Below are 18645 nucleotides of genomic sequence, written 5' to 3'. Positions count from 1 at the left end.
CCATCGTGACCTATTCGATGGATAGACAAATGATGCTTGCTGACTGACTTAAACCTGTGTCCCAATCTATCAGTATATTATCGTCAGCGTCCATTTTTGGTTACACTAATGGTTTTCGTGTCCTTGGAGCAAAAAAGACATGTTTTTAGGAAAGTATGGCGCCATTGCCGGCGGCCTTGCGGTGGTTGCATGTTGGCCATTTGCGACGGGTCAAATTGCACATTCAATGTATGAGCGTGAAGTGGATCAACGCACAACCGCAGATTTTACGCTCGAGGAACAGAGCTATGAGCGAGGCTACTTAAGCTCACAAGCGGTTACGCGTGTCCAGTTTAAGGGCGAGAGTAAAGCGTTATTGGAGCAGTCAGGGTTACCGGTTGCCTACGAGATCACATCAGAGATATCTCACGGTATATTGGGGGTCTCGTCGAGCAATACCTTGGCAATGACCCCAGAGCTACAACAAATTACTCAAAAGGTATGGCCAGGTAATCCGACACCGGTTCGCTTAGATCTTGATACGCTACTGACCGGCGCCTCTGACTATCATCTGACGGTAGCGCCTTTCTCGTTTTCGGAGTCAAACAGCAATCTAACCGCAAGTGAGCTGAGTGTTAAAGGCGAGATTGACCGCAAAGGACGCGGTAAAGCAACCCTCTCACTGCCTGCTCTCGCCTTTAATGATGATAATGGTCAGCAGTTGAAAGTTGATACCATAACAGGGAGCGGCCAAGGTTATCTGCAAGAGGGATTATGGATTGGTAATCAGTCGCTCTCTATTGATCAAGCGCAGCTAGATAACGGCAATGGTCAATCGGTCCAGCTTGCTCAGGTTGCGCTTGAAATTGGCAATGAGCTGGTTGAATCGGCGTCAGCGCCGTCGCTGAATAATACCAATCAACTCACCGTTGGTGAGATAACGTTGCCAGATCAAACCCGTTGGCGCAACTTGGTGGTCGCGTTAGATGCTAACCACCTTGATTATACGGCTATGTCTCAGATCGCATTGCTATCGTCACAGTGGCAAGAGGGCCAGGCGCCGGGAAGTGCGTCTGCGATGGAACAAGCCGTTGTGGATTTGTTGCAGTCGGGGTTATCGGTTAATTTGTCGCCGGCAAGCCTGACGCTTCCAGAAGGGGACGTTAGTGTTGATATGCGCCTTGAGCTAAGCGGTGGCGACGCCACGGGTGAGTTTGGCCTGAATCAGCTGGTGAGTCAGTTGTCTGGCAATCTGGATGTGGCGGTACCAAACGTGTTGCTTTCACGGTCGCCATGGCGAGAAAAAGTCAGTAATCTATCCAGTGCGGGGTTTGTCACGCAGTCGGAAAAAACAACCACGCTTACCGCCCGGATTGAAGGTAATCAAGTGGTTGGATCGAGCGGCAATACGGTACCTTTAATGCAGTTTGTTATGTACCTGCTGTAGCCAACGGCTGTTATAGTTAACGTGCAATAGCTTGATGTGTTGACAGCTTGATGTGTCAACAGCTGGGCGTGCCAATAACGCATTACGTGCGCGTCATGGCTTCCAAGTGGTAACGGGGATTGAATTTGCCGTTACCTTTGTTTTCTTAACCGCAAGAATTTAGAATGATGCAGTCTTTGCCTCAGCTTAAGGCCAAAAAATATAGAACCGTAAGAGAAGACACCGTCATTGGTCTGCGAGCCGTGGCATTCATGAAACACGGAACGACCACCCAGGTACAAATTAAAACCCCGGTGGGGCAAACATATCGCTCTGACTGTACCTTTATCGGTTTTGATGGCGAAAAACGGTTGTTCTTTTCTCTGCCCACGGAAAACCTCAATCAGGTTAATCAATTTTTTATTGAAGGTTATCGCCTCGCCGTGGATGCGGTTTCTGATGAGGGTGAAGGCGCGAAAGTGCGGTTTGCATCTAAAATTTCCACCGTACTCAAAGCGCCCGTTAATTTGGTGGTAGTTGAGTTACCACAGCAAGCCAAATTGATTCAACAGCGCAAAGATAATCGTTATGAATTAAATGTGAAAGGTGAAGTTCCTCTAGGTAATCGTCGTTTGTCGGTCAATCTTACCGATATTTCTGCAGGTGGCTGTGGCTTTAGTTTTGATGCTATTGCGCCCGTTTTTGAAAAGCACCATCAAATCGCGATACAAATCCAAGCGCCCGATAGCGACGATTGCTTTGTATTAAGCGGGCAAGTGGAAAACCGTCAGCAAAAATGGGGAATGCAACGCTACGGCGTATCGTTTGACCGCGGTGGCCTTAAACACTGTGAAGCCTTGATTAAACGACTTGTTTACGATGGCTCGCACTACATCTTTAATCCTCATACTGAAGACGCTAAGTGACAACGTCACATACATTGATCGTTTCTATTGACGATTAGACCTGACTAGCTGTTTGACGTAGCTGAAGTGACATAGACGACTTTGGCACAAATGCCATTCTGGTGAAAAAACTGAAGCCAGCGGCTTTGATGAGGCTGCAACACATCTCCTGGGCCTTTCACTTCTACCCATTGATAAGCGTCGCCTCGACACATAAACAAATCGGGGTGACCGCGTCGATTATGGCGTCGATCGAACAAAATACGCTTAAAACACGCGCTGAGCTGTGTGTCGCTGAGGGCGTGTAAGGCGGCGTCAAGCAGCGGCCATTCAATCACAGACCAGTTGACCCAGTCATTACTAAGCCCCTGTTTTTGTTGATAGTGTCGTGCTATCCAATCGCGTGCTTTATCAATGTTTGCCAAGCGCGCATGAATTTGGGGCTGTCTTTTGGTGACAAAGTCGTCGCTATACAGGTCGCGCGGGCCACGTTGAAATGGATTCACAAAGGCGCCACTGATGGGTAAAAACAGAATGTCCCAAAAAAAGAGCCCGAACAGCGCATTCAGCAAACTGTTTTCGCTATACCATACTTGCCAGCCTTGGCATCGATAATACGCCGCAACGTCCCATTCCACCCGATGTTCAAGGGGGAGTGTCAATGTCTCACTATCCACAATGGCAGGATTGACTGAGTTTGTCGGCACCAAACGGGCATGCTCTCGGAGGGGCTTTTGTTTGGCGATACGACAAGCGACGTCATATTCTTCCTCATCGTGAGGTGCGTCGAGCATGGCCGCAATGATGCGTGATGCGTCATCAATATAACCTTGTTTAATCAACATGCGAGCTTGTCGCTCCCGGCTTGGCGGTTGCGTGGTGGTTTGGTAAAGCAATGTGGCACAAGGGAAGTCATCGTGGCGCTCAAACTCACGTGCAATACGATTAACTAATCGTTGCCGTTTGCGCTCAAGTGGCGGCCACTTAAACGGCTGAGGAAGGCGTGATTGTAGCGCAAGAATCGACGCTGGGCGCTTGGCTTTTTTTGCTTGCCAAACCGTGTCGGTAAGCGCAGACAAGTGCAGCCAATCATCAATGTGTTGGCGGTGTTGAAATAAACGCTCAGACTGACTAACAGGATACGATTCAAATTGCTGAATACCGAGCTCGGCGACGACAAATTGGCTCAAATCTTGGCGTGAATTACCAAAATACAATAACAATAAGACGGGGAGTAGGTCCGGTTGGTGGCAGACGACTAGCGCGTAGGGACTGGTGAGCGGGTCGTCATAGGTGTCAGTGATCGCTGTTTGCCACTTTGTCTTACTCGCACTTTTCGCTAAGGCCACTGCTGGAAACGCATCGATCAGTTGCGTCTTACTCAGTAGGTTAAATAAGACGTCAGCGGGGGCAGTATCGGTGATGCTCACAAATCCGTTATCGGCCAAGTTGTGGAGCAGTGGCCAGGTGTCTCCGAGCTCGGGATAGATCAGTTTGTCGGCTAAGAAGTAATCATGGCGGCGCATCAATAAACGGACCAGCAAACATTGGGCTTTGAAGCTAAGCTGTTGAAAGCAGGTAAGCCAAGCCCGTTCTTTGCCTGTGAGCAGATCCCAGTCACGTTCAGACACTAAACCGATCAAGCTTTGAAAGTTATGATGGTAATAATAGGGACTGAGAGGGTCTGGCTGTGTCATTCTTTTTCCTTATCTTTTATCAGGACAGGTGCATTCAGGAGCCGCCGAATGAAACGGAGTATCGCTGTACTATTGTCAGTATTTAGCTGGTGGGTGTCGAGTTATGCCTTAGCACAAGGTGACGATACGTTTTCAAAGGAGCAAGGGATCGCAGGGGTCGCCTGTGTGATTACCGATCCTGCTGGGCGACTACTGTTGATAAAAGATAGAGTCACCGGGCGATATGGTTTACCCGGTGGACGAGTGAATTTGGCTGAATCACCGACCCGAGCCCTGGCGCGTGAAGTGTTTGAAGAAACGGCTCTTCGCGTCAATGTGGGGAAGGTCGCTCACAAAGATAAACGTGGGGTATTGTTTGCTTGCCAAAGCCAAACGCCGCTACCGGTTGTCTCGAACGCCAATGGCACAGGCGTGTTGCCGGTTTGGCAGGCGCTGCACTTTGGATCTGAAATCGATAAAGCCTTGTTAATACCGCCTGCACAGGCAGGCGACTATCGCTATCGATTTAAAGATCGCGGTGAGTTGCTATGGTCTCTGGCGGCAAAAACGCCTAGCAGTGATGTCGCTGCTTTAGCGGATTTTAGTGCCCTAGCGCCTGCCTTTTACGTAAGTCAGTATAGCCTCGTCTCTGGCCTACAAACGGCGATCGCGCACTTGGGCGATGTCGCGAGCGCGATGACTAAATACTTATTCAGACTGATCAACATCTTAGGAGAAATCGCATTTTACGTTGCCTTGGTACCACTATTTCTTATTTTTCGTGGCCATAAATCGGCGCTGTCGCTGCTTTTTCTTTTGATCAGTGCGGCGACTGTCTCTATCACGTTAAAAACAGGATTTGCGATGCCAAGACCGTTTTACCTATGGCCTGACTTGCAAATCGGTAAGGCAAGTGGCTTTACGGTGCCAAGCGGTCACACCTTATTAGCGGCAGCCGTTGTCACCGCCTGGTACCTAAAGCGTCGTGATACGCATAGAAAGGCATATGGGTCGTTAGTGCTTGCTTTGGCGGTGATGATTTTGATGGGGCTCAACCGCATGTATTTGGGCGTTCACTTTGCTAGTGATGTGGTGATTGGCGCCTTAGTGGGAAGCAGCCTAGCCTGGGCAACCGTGAAAATAGGTGCAGTGACCATAGGGAAAGATCGACCGCTACTGACCACCGGTCGGCTGTGGCTATTGGTCTGTGCGTTGCTAGCATTATTGGCGTTAGCATTAAAGTTACCCGATCTGCTCTACTTAGCCGCATTAAGCGCTGGGATATATACCGGCCAGGTCTGGCACAAGCTTTTCCCCAGTCATAAACCGGCCGCGAGCATGATGGGAAAACTATTGACCTTGGCCTGGATTTTCTTGGGGGTCGCTGGGCTGCTTCTGGCCGCTTGGGGCGTGGTGCAGGTGACGGGAATGAGTTGGATTGTCTTGATCGTTGTATCCATGGCAGCGTGGAGTTTAGGGCCTTGGATTTTGATTGCGAGCCCAGAGCTTGCGAGATGGTCAAGCACTCGGCTCGGTTGGCGGGAATGGTGATGAGGATTTAAGGATTGACTCGCGAAGGATTTACCCTGTGATCGCTTTGGCTGTGCCAAGAGTTAAGGTAAAGTAGGCGCATAACTAAAATTGCACCAGGCATGGTGATACTCGCACAGGAACCGCAATGATACCGGCAATACACCCACAGGCGGGCTTGTCGTCCGCCGTCGTTGATTTTCTTACCGCTTTGCAAGACGCGGGTTTTCAGGGCGATATCGAATCGACCTACGCAAGCCGTCTGGCGGTAGCGACGGATAACAGCGTGTACCAAGCACTGCCTCAAGCCGTTCTTTTCCCTTCGTCGGTTGATGATCTGCGCATCATTGGTGAGACCGTTCAAGCCCCACCTTTCAGTGACATTAAGTTTTCGCCACGCGGCGGCGGCACAGGAACTAATGGTCAGTCACTGACCCAACATGTGGTGGTGGATATCTCCCGTCATATGAACCAGGTTTTAGAGGTTAACCCTGAACAAGGGTGGGTGCGTGTTCAAGCTGGGGTGATTAAAGATCAGCTCAATGATGTATTGCGTCCGTATGGCTACTTTTTCTCGCCGGATTTATCGACCAGTAATCGCGCCACGATCGGTGGGATGATCAATACCGATGCATCGGGGCAGGGGTCGTTACGTTACGGCAAAACGTCGGATCATGTGCTGGGATTAAAAGCTGTATTGATTGATGGCAGTGTGTTGGAGACCCAACCGCTTAAGCCGGAGCCGCTCAAGCAAGCGATGGCGCGAGGTGATTTAGCCGGACGTGCTCTGGAAACCGTGTCGTCCGTATGTCGCGAACATCGTGATCTGATCACTGACACCTTTCCGCCACTCAACCGATTTTTGACTGGGTATGATCTTAAACATGTTTACGATCAAACAGTAACGGAATTCGATATTGGCCGTGTGCTCTGTGGCGCCGAGGGGTCTTTAGCCTTCATCGCCGAAGCCAAGCTCAATATTACGCCCATTCCAAGTGTACGCACCTTGGTAAATATTAAATATGACAGCTTCGATTCAGCGTTGCGTAATGCGCCCATGATGGTAGAAGCCAAGGCGCTTTCAGTTGAAACCATTGATGCTAAAGTCCTTGATTTAGCGCGTAATGATATTGTGTGGCATACCGTCAGTGATCTGCTGGAGGATGTGCCGGGTAAGGTCATGCACGGCATTAATATGGTCGAGTTTGCTGGCAATGATGCCGACGACATTGAGGCACAAATTACGACCCTGTGTGAGCAACTCGATCGCTTGATAGCGAAACAGCAAAAAGGCGTGATTGGTTATCAGATCTGCCGTGATCTGGCGTCGATCAATAAAATCTATGCCATGCGCAAAAAATCGGTTGGATTACTGGGCGCGACGAAAGGCAAGGCCAAACCTGTTGCCTTCACCGAAGACACCTGTGTGCCACCAGAAAACTTGGCGGACTTTATCAGTGAGTTCCGCGCATTACTCGATAGCCATCATCTGCACTATGGCATGTTTGGCCATGTTGATGCAGGGGTTTTGCATGTGCGCCCCGCGCTTGACTTGTGCGATCCCGAACAAGAGCGGGTGATGAAAACCATTTCTGATCAGGTCGTAGCACTGGTGGCGAAATACGGCGGATTGATGTGGGGGGAACATGGTAAAGGCTATCGCTCTGAGTACGGTCCCGCCTTTTTTGGTGAGACCTTGTTCATGCAATTACGTCGGGTAAAAGCGGCCTTTGATCCGCAAAACCGGATGAATCCTGGAAAGATTTGTACCCCGATTCACAGCGACGATGCTTTGGTGCAGGTCGATGATACCAAGCGTGGTTTTTATGACCGCCAGATCCCGGTTGAGGTTAGAGATAGCTTTAAAGGCGCGATGGAATGCAATGGCAACGGGTTGTGCTTTAACTATGATACGTCGTCACCCATGTGTCCGTCGATGAAAGTCAGTTATGACCGTCGGCACTCACCTAAAGGCCGGGCAGGGATTGTGCGCGAGTGGTTACGTTTGCTTGCGGAGCAAGGCGTTGATCCGTTGGATGTCGAGCAAGCACTCATGACGCAATCTCCCTCAGTCCGTGAAATGATGGCGAAATTCGGGCGTTACTTTACCCGCCAAAAAGAGGCAGATGACTTTAGCCATGAGGTTATGGATGCGATGAGTGGCTGCCTGGCGTGTAAAGCGTGCGCCAGTCAGTGTCCGATTAAAGTCGATGTCCCCAGCTTTCGTTCCCGGTTTATGCAGTTGTACTACAGCCGTTATCCGCGTCCGATCAAAGATCACCTGGTCGCAAATATTGAAAGCTTGCTGCCATTAATGGCTAAAGCGCCTAGGTTAGTCAATGCCGCAACCCAACCCCAGTGGGCACAAGGCTTAACAGCCAAACTCATTGGTTACACCGATACACCCGCTTTATCGGTGCCGACATTGGCCCAGGCATTGGCAGGCGATCATTCCCTCAAATTTGATCTCGAGTGGCTACAAGCCTTGTCCACGCAAGAGCGTGAAAACTATGTGTTGATCGTGCAAGACCCGTTTACCAGTTTTTATGAAGCGCCACTGATTCACGACTTGATCAAGTTGGTCCGCCGACTGGGAAAAGTGCCGATGCTGATTCCCTTTAAGCCCAACGGTAAAGCACAACACGTAAAAGGTTTTCTACGACGTTTTGCCCAAACCGCGCGTAATACCGCTGGCTTTTTAAATCAGCTAGCGGCGCTGAATATTCCGATGATAGGTGTCGATCCTGCTTTAGTGCTGTGTTACCGCGATGAATATCAAGAGGCGCTGGGCCGTTATCGTGGTGATTTTAACGTCCTACTGAGTCATGAGTGGTTAACGAATGTGGTGCCTAGCCTACCAGCAAAAGCTGAGCATACGTCCGAGCCTTGGTACTTATTTGGTCATTGCACAGAAAAAACGCAGTTACCTCATGCAGAGCAACAGTGGGTTGATTTATTCGCCCATTTTGGCGCAGAGCTTAAACCCGTCTCTGTAGGATGCTGTGGCATGGCGGGTACCTATGGCCATGAGGCCGATAAGCGCGATACCTCAGAAGCCATCTATGATTTAAGTTGGTCGCCTAAACTGGCTTACTTACCCAAAGAGCGGGTTGTCGCAACTGGGTATTCGTGCCGTAGCCAAGTGAAGCGATTTAGTGAGACACCGCTGTTGCATCCACTGCAGGTATTATTGCGACTTGCGCATACGCGCACTGATCTTGCGCGCTCTGGCAACGTATAGATTAAAGGATTGCACCTGTGGTTATTTCGCGTACAGTAAAATAAAGAGCTAAAAGCTAAGGCAAACAAATGCTTAAAACAGTTGTTATTATCTTGCTAGTTTTACTCGGTATTACCGCTGCGCAATACTTGGAAGAGAGCGCGCAGAAAAAAATTGCTTGGGTCATTGGGGCCATTGCATGCGTGCTGGCATTGGGCGTCATCGTTATGGAGCTTATCCGTTAGCCAAGGCCGTAATCACCATCGCTTATATTGGCCTAACGCCGACACGTTATCGTAAACGCCCCATTGGTGGGGCGTTTTGCTTTCTATTTTTTGTTCTTTGTCTTTTGTCCTTGAGCCGTATAGTGACGTTTGACTACAAATCTTAAGTCCGTTTATCTCGACGCTTGGCGTTGGAACCGGCTTCTTTATGGGTCTTCGGTTTGTGCCTGTTAGGCTGGCGGATATCGGGCTGCTTTGGATGCTTAGTGGCAAAGCGCTGAGTGCCGTGACGCCCTGAGCGACGCTGGCGACCTGTTGTCGCTACGCTATCTTCTGTGGGGACTAAACATTTCGGGCCGTTACCAATTAAATGTTTTTTACCCATCGAGACCAACGCCTCACGGATCAGTGGCCAGTTCGCCGGGTCGTGATAACGCAATAAGGCTTTATGTAAGCGACGTTGGCGCTCTCCTTTGGCGACGGTCAGTGCTTCGCGTTTTTTATAACGTACCTTTTTGAGTGGATTGGTCTCTGAGTGATACATCGCTGTGGCGTTACACATTGGCGATGGGTAAAAGTTTTGCACTTGGTCGCACTCAAAGTCATTCTCTTTCAACCAGCACGCCAGATGCACCATATCCTCGTCGGTACAGCCAGGATGAGCGGCAATAAAGTAGGGAATTAAATACTGCTTTTTCCCCGCTTCTTTACTGTATTTCTCAAACAAGGCTTTAAATCGATCGTACGCCCCCATGCCAGGCTTCATCATCAGATCGAGGGTGTTTTTCTCGGTGTGCTCGGGTGCGATTTTGAGGTATCCACCGACATGATGCGTGACCAGCTCTTTGACATATTCTGGAGATTCGATCGCGAGGTCGTAACGTACGCCTGAAGCGATCAGCACCTTCTTAATCCCTTCGACTTGACGGGCTTTACGATAGAGATCGATGGTATGACGGTGATCAGTATTAAGCTTGTCACAAATTTTTGGGAAAACGCAGGACGGGCGACGACAGTTTCGTTCAGCTTTCGGATCGGCACAGCCTAAGCGATACATGTTGGCTGTCGGTCCACCTAAATCTGAAATGGTACCTGTAAAGCCGGGCACTTTATCGCGGATATCATTAAGCTCTTCAATGATCGACGCTTGCGAGCGATTTTGAATAATCCGGCCTTCATGCTCGGTAATTGAACAGAACGAACAGCCACCAAAACAGCCGCGCATGATATTCACCGACGTTTTAATCATATCGTAAGCCGGGATCTTAGCTTGGCCGTATTGCGGATGTGGCACGCGGGCGTAAGGTAAGCCAAAAACGTAATCCATTTCTTCTGTGGTCAGCGGCACCGGAGGGGGATTAATCCAAAGCAGTTGGTCACCATGCTGTTGCGCGAGCGCACGTGCAGAGTAGGGATTCGCCTCTAAATGCATCACTCGACTGGCATGCGCATATAAAATCCGGTCGTTTTTGAGTTTTTCAAACGAGGGTAAGCGAACAAAGGTGTTTTTGGCATCGTGGCGAGAAGGGCGAATACTAATCGGTTTCGCCGCGTCAGGTTCCGTTTTTTTGCTGGTCTCGCACTGGGTCTCAGTGGCATAAGGGTTAGGCATCGTCATTGCTTTACCCGGCTTATCGATGCGGGTTGAGTCTACTTCTACCATTCCCTCAGGCGGTGACTTCATCATTACGGCTGTGCCCGCGATACGCGTCATATTGACCAATGAATCTCCGCGTGACAAGCGGTGTGCAACGTCAATCAATGCACGTTCCGCGTTACCAAATAATAAGATATCGGCTTTTGCATCACACAACACAGAGCGACGAACTTTGTCTGACCAATAATCGTAGTGGGCCAGGCGGCGTAAACTTGCTTCAATGCCTCCGAGCACGATGGGTGTCTGTTTGTAAGCTTCTCGACAACGTTGAGAATACACCAAGACAGCACGATCAGGTCTTTTACCCCCCTCATTATTCGGGGTGTAAGCATCATCATGGCGCAGTTTACGATCCGCTGTGTAGCGATTGATCATCGAGTCCATGTTACCCGCGGTGACACCAAAAAAAAGGTTAGGCTCACCGAGTGCCATAAAGTCTTGTTTAGTTTGCCAATTGGGTTGCGAAATGATCCCGACTCGAAAGCCTTGTGCTTCTAAGGTGCGTCCAATCACGGCCATACCAAAACTGGGGTGATCGACATAGGCATCGCCCGTGACAATGATGATGTCACAGCTGTCCCAACCAAGAATATCCATCTCTTCTCGGCTGGTTGGCAAAAAAGGCGCAGGCCCGAAGCAAGCGGCCCAGTAGGGGGTATAGTCGTATATAGCAGTCGGTGTCACGTCTTTGTCTCTTGGTCTGCCGCGCGTGTGAGCAAATGATTTGCAGTCATGCGCCAAAGCGGGCGATTAATTGGCCGGCGATTTTAGCGATATTCCTGCATAGAGTATAGGGGCAATATGTGATGTTCGGCATTGTGACGCACTAATAGCTGACAATGAAACTAACTTAACGTGAATCTATTTTATTACGCACATTGCCGTTGCTAGTATAGGGTCATCTGACTAAACGGTGAGGTTGTCATGATTGAGCTTGGCTCATCACGTTATCGGCTGACGGCATTTGCACTTGCGTTCGGCTCTTTTCTGATTTTTTGTAACCTTTACTTGTTCCAACCGATGTTGCCTGTGTTTGCGGCCAGTGATGGGATCAGTGAAACGCGTGCGAACTGGTTGCTTGCGGCGGCAACGCTAGGATTATCTTTTTCCTTGGTGCCTTGGGCGGTGCTCTCTGAACGTATTGGGCGTCGGCCTGTGATGCTGACCAGCTTATGGATGCTGCCGCTTGTTGGGCTTGCGATGGCGAGTACCTCATCATTTTGGATGATTGTTGTGCTGCGTGCGTTGATGGGCTTGTCTCTTGGTGGATTTGCGGCGGTGGCGGTCGCTTATATGGCCGAAGAGTTCTCTCCCAAGGCGCTAGCGATCGCCGTGGGCAGTTACATCAGTGCTAATTCACTGGGTGGCATTTCTGGTCGCGTTGCTGGTGGCATAATGATCGATTGGTGGGGCTGGCATGGTGCGGTCCTCGCCATGGCGGCCTTCACACTGGCGGGAGTGGTGATCGTGACAAAATTGCTGCCTCGTCAACGCTATTTCTCTCCAGGTAGAACATCGTTGCTCACCCATTCACGTGGGGTCTTGTCGCATTTACGTACGCCAAGTTTGTGGATAGCCATGCTTATTGGTGGGGTGAACTTTGCATTGTTTGTTAACTTATTTTCGGTCACCGCCTTTCGATTTGTAGCACCCCCTTATCAGTTACCAGTAAGCTTAGTGTCATCGGTATTTGTTTGTTATCTCGCCGGTACGGTGACATCACGGCTCAGTGGCCGGTGGGTGCTCAAGTATGGTGCAATCAGAGGCATGGCCTTTGGCACCTTGGTGGCGATGCTAGGCGTATTAGTGACATTAAGTCATGATATACCTTGGATAGTTATTGGGTTGTTGGTGGTTAGCGGTGGGGCTTTTTTCACTCACTCTTTAGCTTATGGGTGGGTGAGCCGCCAAGCTGCACAAGGCAAAGCAACCGCAACGGCTTTGTATTTGGTACATTATTATGTCGGTGGCAGTCTTGGCGGCTTTTATCTCATCGCGGCTTGGCAGCATTATGCATGGTTCGGTGTGGTCATCGCTGCATTAGTGTTGGGACTGGTTTTATTAGGTTTGGTGTTTGGGTTATCCCGGGTGGTGAGTCGAAGCCGCGCTCGCAAAATACACCAGCAAACGGCGGCCCCATGAGCACGGCCTCGTATCATACTAAGCCATGAGCTTGCCGTACGATGGGCTTATGGCATGAACGCCGTCGACTCACCGTGCGGCTGATTTAAAGTGATGCTTCGGTCGGCATATCAATGTTGTCGCGGCTCACTGAATTTCGTGCATCAACACTGGTTTGATGATCCGGCTGGTAGGCACGGACACAATTTCGTCCTGCGGCTTTGGCTTGGTAAAGCGCACAGTCCGCTCGTTCAATCAATGATGAGAGTGTGTCACCGGGTTGAAAGGTGGAGATACCAATCGACGCGGTCACCTTGAGCGGCGTTCGGCTTTCATCAATTGGGACATCCATACTTTCGACTTCTTCGAGTAATCGGTTAGCGATTTGTGCTGTGACCTCAGCACTGCATTTAGGTAAAAATACGATAAACTCTTCGCCACCAAAACGACCAAAGATGTCAGATTTTCTTAGTCGCTCTTGCACTGTACGTGTAAACGACTGTAAAACAACGTCGCCAGCGTAATGGCCCCATTTGTCATTAGTGCGTTTAAATTTATCCAAATCAAGCAACAACACAGAAAAGGGGGAATGTCGTTCCTCGCTCACGGCGAGTGCACGCATTGCCAGTTGAAGCAGCATTCGGCGATTATAGATCCCCGTGAGCGGATCGAGTGTCGCCTGGCGATAAAGGCGCAAAATCATATGTAACTGCGAAAGCTGTGACCAGACCACCATGAAGGCAATCACTGTCTGTAACCAGTATGAGGCCATATGGTCGGGACTGGTCATGGTGCCACCAAACGAATCCACCCAGAGATGGCAAACTAAAGTAATTGTCATTAATGATAAACTTTCGCGCATGGTGAGCGGAAAGATAGTGAGCATGACTATCTGAATGATCGGCAATAGCGTGTAGCTATAGGAAAACGCGGTGTTCTCCGTAGGGAAATGAAGGGTATGGCTGGCAGAGAAATAAAAGGCGTTGGTGGCAATCACCATCGCGACGAGACCGAGTTTAGCCGATTTTAGATTGTTAGCTCGACTCACTGCATAACCAATCGTTATCAGCACCCCACCTAATAGCAAGCGTTGCAATGAGAGTTGGGCGGCGGCGGTAGTGTCCGATAGGAATAAAAAATCAGCGACAGACCAAGCAATCGTGAGCCCTGCCCAAACGTAACACAGTACACATAAGCGACTGCGCAGATAAGTACTACGTGTGTTATTAAAACTGTTGGCGTGTTTTTTTGCACTCCAAAGTTCAAAAAATGATATTTGGAGCTTATAAATAATGTGCCCTAAGGTCTCACTCATCATTGCACCCATTGTCCTTTCCATTTGTGCAAAGGTCCCCGCTGCTCGCGCCACTTTGTTATTATCGCGTCGTGCGGTCATGTTGTTTTTATCTGTCATAAAGGTTGGTATAAGTGTACAAACATGCCAGTTTATTGGCGGTTTTGAGTCTGTTTCGTGTATTCAATGTGATCGATGGCGCTTTTTAATGTAATCAGTTCAATAGTGGACTCTTTTTTTAATGCTTTATGTAAGGTGATTTTTGTTATGTACGTGTTACTTGTTCCCGCGATCGTGTCTGCTGTTTTGGGGGCACAACTCGTGTTGTCGTTAGCCCTTTTGAAGGGCGATATTTGCCCCGGCCAGCGAGGGCGTTTCCATCATGCTTTTTGGGTGCCGACTTTTGCTTGGTTGATCTTGGTTCCATCTAGTTTTTTCGCCATCTTACCCTTCTTAACGTTAGGGATATTTGCGTTTCGATCAAAAACGGGCAAAACACGTCGATCAGGTCCCATTCCTTTGTTGTATATCGCAAATTTATTGGGCGTTGTTACATGGATTACAATACTGATGGCTGAGGGTGGGCTACTTGTTGTCGCCGGGGTATTACAGCTGGTGTTACTTGGTGCAAGCTTGGGGCATGGTCTATTAGTGCGTGCGCGTTCACGTTTACAGGCTTTTGACACGTTATTGCCACTGGCAAGTGTGATGGCGTTTATGGGGCTGATAGTGTTCGTCGCAAGCGTGGCGGCGTTAAGTCATTCAGATATCGCACCTACCCAGATTAATGCGTTTGTTGCCGGAGCTGGGTTTGGTTTGTTGGCTCTCGCTGCGCAAATTTGGCACTTAATGAAGCGAATTAAGCCCACATTGTGGCGTATAAATGCAGGTGTCTTGTTTATGTTTGCAGCCGTTACTTGTCTCAACTCAGTTGTCATGGGGTAAATGTAGTTTGCATGCCAAGATAGTGTTAAAAAATTGATCGTTTATAGTCTTGCCCACTACGCTTACAAGATAAGTGGGTTATAACGCCCCCTCGTTTATCGCGTAGGTAACATGTTTATCGCGCAGCTAACATATTTATCGCGCAGCTAGCATATTTATTGCGTAGGTAATATAGGGTAAGGATAGTAATAATGCCTCGGCGTGCATGGAGTATCATCATCATAACGGCGCTTATTGGTGTAGGGTTTGCGGCATTCACGGCGCATCTACTCTATCAAAAAGAGCAAGAAGCCATTCGTAAAGAGCTGCACAAGGATGTTAATAATGCGGCAATGGCGCTCGCGCGCGAGGTCAACCTGGGTCTTGAACTGCTTTATGCGGTTAAGAATCACTTCGATGCTGGGCATCGCTTAAACGCCCGCAATTTTCAGCCTCTAACCTCTGGGGTATTAAAGCGTCATCCTAGTTTCAAATCGATCGAGTGGGCCGATATTGTCATGCATCATCAACGCCGGCATTACACACAAGGTATGACAGCGGCTCAGCCTGATCGAACAAGCTTCAATATTGTTGAACTCAACGATCAGAGCCAGTTAGTAACCGCCTCTCGCCGTGATATGTATTTTCCCCTTAGATTTACCTCAGGTAACAATCAATCAGACGCTGTGATGGGTTATGATTTGGGCTCAACACCCATCACACGCCAGGCACTTAAAACTAGCTTTAATACTGGTGTACCAGTGGCTACGCCTGCTACGACCATGGAACGGGCGTATGGTGATGTACGTGGCTTTTTGCTCATTATGCCGATTCTCGTCGATCCCGAACAACTAGCAGGGGATGATACCCAGGATTTGCGTGGATTTTTAGTGGCAGTGATCGATGTAGAAACCCTGGTCAATCTTGCGATAAAAACCGTGATCAATGACGGTATCAATTACACCCTAATTGATACCACCGATCCTAATCATCGCCAAGTGTTGCATACCCATCGCGTTGAACTGGCGCAAATGAAGGATTCGCTGGCACAACAGCCCGCTGAACCCATTTTATTTGCCGGACGAGAGTGGGAGTTGGTGGGCTATCCCACAGTCAGTTACATGCAACAAAGACAAAGCTGGGTGCCAATGTGGACGTTTTTGATCGGTAGTGGCATCTTTTTTGTGATTTGTTATCTGCTCTATCGCCTGCAGGCACGGGCGTACAGTGTTCAAGTCCAAGTCGAGCAAAAAACACATGCGCTCAAAGATGCGAATAGCCGATTAGAATCAATGACCAAATGTGATGGGTTGACGGGGTTATATAACCGAACCCAATTTGAGCAAGCATTAGAGCGCGAAATCCAGCGCGCGGTCCGTGATGAAGCACCTCTGAGCTTAATGCTGGTCGAAATCCAGCACCTATCTAATTACAACAGCCAATACGGTCGGGTTGCGGGTGATCAGTTGATCCGTCAAGTGGCAAAAGCCATTGATGAGATGCTTAAACGACCAGGCGATCTCGTCTGTCGTTACACGGGAAGTCAATTTATTGCAATATTGCCTCGCACGGAGGGTGCCTCGCGATTAGGTGAAGAATGCGTCACCGCGGTTAAACGGCTTCAGATACCTTTTGAGGACGAACCGGAAAGTCGGGTTGCCGTGTTTGTAGGCGGCGTCACCGTGACTAAGCAAAAAGAAATGACGGCTTCAAGACTATGCGCTTATGGCGAAATAGGCTTGACGCGAGCGAAGGCTGATATCGATAAAGGTTGGCATTGGATGGTGGTTTCTTGAAAAAGCGAGCGGTACCAAGTACCGCCCTCTAGGATAACTCATCGGCTTTTTACGTTCACGAGCCGGTCTTTAGGATCAGGAATCGATCTTTGAGATATAGAGTTAATATTTCTCACCCTTGTTGAAGCGTGAATTTACCGCTGGGCTCTTAAGTAACGGATCATCTGTCGCCTTGGATGAGTTGACTGGGGTAAAGACTAAGGTGTGCGTATCATTACTGAGTAACAATGTGTTATTGCGCACGCTAGCGTCGCTCCATTGACCCAACACTTGGCTCATGGTTTGTTCTAACGCCATTGAGTTTTCCGCGCAAGCCATTCTCGTACTGGCCATACGATCAATCTTGAAGCGATTATTGTCGAGTTCCGCCTTACCAAAGTAACGGTTACAGCCGGTATAGCCGTTGACTTCCATATCCTTATTGACATTTAACGTTGGGGATCCTTCCGCACTGATAGCCTGTTGATCAATCATGGTTAGTTGCCATTGCTGAGCAATGCTAGCGGTTGTGACCTCGTTTTTAGCATTGTTCGCATCATTGCTACTGCTACAGGCGGTGACGCCAGCAGCGAGCATGACCGCCATCAATACGTGTCTCTTCATAATGACTCCTTAGTCACTAAAGGTGGGTGTCAATCCAAGCGTAGTTAACTTGATAACAAATATGCCAATAAAAAATTGGCTTTATGTCAAGATAATGTCTTTTTTGGTGGGGGATAAAAAAAGTCCCCGGTAGAGGGGACAAGATATACCATCGCGTGTTTATTATTATTGAAATAACCTCACTAGGGAGGTGTCTTTTGTCAGCATAATTGCTAAGCAGGAGAGTGCTGCGGTCGATTTGGATATCAACTTTCGACTGTGATTCGGATGCGTCAACCATACGATACAGTCTGCAAACGGTATCAAACAAAAATGACAGTTTGATTTCATTGATATGATGGTATTTGAGATAGAGAAAAGGGTGTGATCTTAAGCAAGTTTGCATCTGGCGTAAGGTAAATCGAATGGATGTTCACGATTCTTGACAAAAATGAACTGCCGAGATTAGGCAATCCGACGCCAGCGGATAAATCCACAGTCTCCGCGAGGTGTATTTTTGGCATATTAACGTTATGCTTCTATTTAATGACAACACTGATCTGATAGTGACTACAGTGTGTAGGTGAAAGAACGGCTTAAGGCATATCTAAAAAGGAATCCATCATGGCATTAAGCGATGCTGCAAAAAAAGTTCAGGAAGCTCTGCTCGCGCGTGGGATCGAAACCCCAATGACAACAGCATCAAAGATGTCTTCTGAAGAACGAAAAGAAAAAATCGAGTTTCACATGCGTGAAATTCTGCAGTCGATCGACTTGGATCTTACCGATGATAGTTTGGCAGAAACACCAGCGCGTATTGCCAAAATGTATGTCGATGAGATTTTTTCCGGACTCGATTACTCACAGTTTCCCAAAGTATCCATGATTGATAATAAAATGGGATGTGATGAGATGGTTCGGGTAAGAGATATTTCTGTGACTAGCACCTGTGAGCATCACCTTGTAACCATTGACGGTCGTGCGACTGTGGCGTATCTGCCCGACAATAAAGTGGTTGGCTTGTCTAAGATTAATCGCATTGTACGATTTTTTGCCCAGCGTCCGCAGGTCCAGGAGCGCTTGACTCGTCAAATTTTAGTCGCGTTACAAACGCTGCTAGAGACCGACAATGTCGCGGTACGTATCGAAGCGACACACTATTGCGTCAAATCACGCGGGGTGATGGACGCGAACAGTGAAACGACTACAACGGCGTTAGGGGGCCAGTTTAAGAAAAATGCAGCGACACGCGCTGAGTTCTTGCACGGTATCCAATAATAAAAGCGCCAGATGGCGCTTTTATTCGCACTG

General features: G+C 48.8%; 13 protein-coding genes. 9 read left to right on the top strand and 4 right to left on the bottom strand.

Annotated elements, in window-relative coordinates; genetic code table 11:
• Positions 1-139: 139 nt before the first annotated feature.
• Together BZG77_RS08050 and BZG77_RS08045 are read left to right on the top strand one after the other, a co-directional pair.
• Positions 140-1426 (top strand): DUF945 family protein, encoded by a 1287-nt coding sequence (locus tag BZG77_RS08050; protein ID WP_077646861.1) that lies wholly within the window; start codon positions 140-142, stop codon positions 1424-1426.
• Between the two features lie 164 nt (positions 1427-1590).
• Positions 1591-2331 (top strand): flagellar brake protein, encoded by a 741-nt coding sequence (locus BZG77_RS08045; protein WP_077646860.1) that lies wholly within the window; start codon positions 1591-1593, stop codon positions 2329-2331.
• 44 nt (positions 2332-2375) lie between these two features.
• Here the strand turns inward: BZG77_RS08045 and BZG77_RS08040 are convergent, their stop codons facing one another.
• Positions 2376-4007, bottom strand: a complete 1632-nt coding sequence (locus BZG77_RS08040) for a VRR-NUC domain-containing protein (protein ID WP_077646859.1) — start codon at positions 4005-4007, stop codon at positions 2376-2378.
• Positions 4008-4055: 48 nt separating this feature from the next.
• Here BZG77_RS08040 and BZG77_RS14790 point away from each other — a divergent pair, with 48 nt between their 5' ends.
• The 3 genes from BZG77_RS14790 (at position 4056) to BZG77_RS14830 (ending at position 8981) form a co-directional block, all read left to right on the top strand.
• Positions 4056-5537: a bifunctional NUDIX hydrolase/phosphatase PAP2 family protein gene (locus BZG77_RS14790; protein ID WP_198532403.1), complete on the top strand. Its 1482-nt coding sequence runs from the start codon at positions 4056-4058 to the stop codon at positions 5535-5537.
• Positions 5538-5664: 127 nt separating this feature from the next.
• Complete coding sequence (ydiJ, locus tag BZG77_RS08025; protein WP_077646858.1) at positions 5665-8757, top strand: D-2-hydroxyglutarate dehydrogenase YdiJ; 3093 nt, start codon at positions 5665-5667, stop codon at positions 8755-8757.
• Positions 8758-8825: 68 nt separating this feature from the next.
• On the top strand, positions 8826-8981 hold the full coding sequence (locus tag BZG77_RS14830) for a hypothetical protein (protein WP_158011426.1): 156 nt from the start codon (positions 8826-8828) through the stop codon (positions 8979-8981).
• A 142-nt stretch (positions 8982-9123) separates the two neighbouring features.
• Here BZG77_RS14830 and BZG77_RS08020 read toward each other — a convergent pair whose 3' ends face one another.
• On the bottom strand, positions 9124-11214 hold the full coding sequence (locus tag BZG77_RS08020; RefSeq protein WP_241844133.1) for a YgiQ family radical SAM protein: 2091 nt from the start codon (positions 11212-11214) through the stop codon (positions 9124-9126).
• A 327-nt stretch (positions 11215-11541) separates the two neighbouring features.
• On the opposite strand from BZG77_RS08020, the gene BZG77_RS08015 reads away from it, so the two are divergent.
• Entirely contained in the window at positions 11542-12759 is a 1218-nt protein-coding gene (locus BZG77_RS08015) for an MFS transporter (protein ID WP_077646856.1), read from the top strand.
• 85 nt (positions 12760-12844) lie between these two features.
• Here the strand turns inward: BZG77_RS08015 and BZG77_RS08010 are convergent, their stop codons facing one another.
• A complete protein-coding gene (locus BZG77_RS08010; RefSeq protein ID WP_241844131.1) occupies positions 12845-14152 on the bottom strand; it encodes a GGDEF domain-containing protein in 1308 nt (435 codons plus the stop codon).
• 75 nt (positions 14153-14227) lie between these two features.
• Between BZG77_RS08010 and BZG77_RS08005 the strand changes: the two genes are divergently transcribed.
• On the top strand, positions 14228-14977 hold the full coding sequence (locus tag BZG77_RS08005) for a hypothetical protein (RefSeq protein ID WP_131826143.1): 750 nt from the start codon (positions 14228-14230) through the stop codon (positions 14975-14977).
• 191 nt (positions 14978-15168) lie between these two features.
• Positions 15169-16752, top strand: coding sequence for a CHASE domain-containing protein (locus BZG77_RS08000; protein WP_077646854.1), 1584 nt, complete (start codon positions 15169-15171; stop codon positions 16750-16752).
• A gap of 102 nt (positions 16753-16854) precedes the next feature.
• On the opposite strand, the gene BZG77_RS07995 is transcribed toward BZG77_RS08000, so the two are convergent.
• Positions 16855-17355 (bottom strand): META domain-containing protein, encoded by a 501-nt coding sequence (locus BZG77_RS07995; RefSeq protein ID WP_077646853.1) that lies wholly within the window; start codon positions 17353-17355, stop codon positions 16855-16857.
• A 600-nt stretch (positions 17356-17955) separates the two neighbouring features.
• On the opposite strand from BZG77_RS07995, the gene folE reads away from it, so the two are divergent.
• A complete protein-coding gene (gene folE, locus BZG77_RS07990) occupies positions 17956-18612 on the top strand; it encodes a GTP cyclohydrolase I FolE (protein WP_077646852.1) in 657 nt (218 codons plus the stop codon).
• The last annotated feature ends 33 nt before the right edge of the window (positions 18613-18645 follow it).

Source organism: Salinivibrio sp. IB643 (assembly GCF_001996105.1).
Taxonomy (GTDB): domain Bacteria; phylum Pseudomonadota; class Gammaproteobacteria; order Enterobacterales; family Vibrionaceae; genus Salinivibrio; species Salinivibrio costicola.
Note: the sequence above shows the minus strand (reverse complement) of the source record. Positions and strands in the feature narration are given on the sequence as shown.

Bases quoted from the DNA above. Each gene is read 5' to 3' on its own strand.
- BZG77_RS08040 (WP_077646859.1), bottom strand. From the start codon at position 4,007: ATGACACAGCCAGACCCTCTCAGTCCCTATTATTACCATCATAACTTT.
- BZG77_RS08050 (WP_077646861.1), top strand. From the start codon at position 140: ATGTTTTTAGGAAAGTATGGCGCCATTGCCGGCGGCCTTGCGGTGGTT.
- BZG77_RS08010 (WP_241844131.1), bottom strand. From the start codon at position 14,152: ATGACAGATAAAAACAACATGACCGCACGACGCGATAATAACAAAGTG.
- BZG77_RS07995 (WP_077646853.1), bottom strand. From the start codon at position 17,355: ATGAAGAGACACGTATTGATGGCGGTCATGCTCGCTGCTGGCGTCACC.
- ydiJ (WP_077646858.1), top strand. From the start codon at position 5,665: ATGATACCGGCAATACACCCACAGGCGGGCTTGTCGTCCGCCGTCGTT.
- BZG77_RS08005 (WP_131826143.1), top strand. From the start codon at position 14,228: ATGGCGCTTTTTAATGTAATCAGTTCAATAGTGGACTCTTTTTTTAAT.
- BZG77_RS08045 (WP_077646860.1), top strand. From the start codon at position 1,591: ATGATGCAGTCTTTGCCTCAGCTTAAGGCCAAAAAATATAGAACCGTA.
- BZG77_RS08015 (WP_077646856.1), top strand. From the start codon at position 11,542: ATGATTGAGCTTGGCTCATCACGTTATCGGCTGACGGCATTTGCACTT.
- BZG77_RS08020 (WP_241844133.1), bottom strand. From the start codon at position 11,214: ATGGATATTCTTGGTTGGGACAGCTGTGACATCATCATTGTCACGGGC.
- BZG77_RS08000 (WP_077646854.1), top strand. From the start codon at position 15,169: ATGCCTCGGCGTGCATGGAGTATCATCATCATAACGGCGCTTATTGGT.
- BZG77_RS14790 (WP_198532403.1), top strand. From the start codon at position 4,056: ATGAAACGGAGTATCGCTGTACTATTGTCAGTATTTAGCTGGTGGGTG.
- BZG77_RS14830 (WP_158011426.1), top strand. From the start codon at position 8,826: ATGCTTAAAACAGTTGTTATTATCTTGCTAGTTTTACTCGGTATTACC.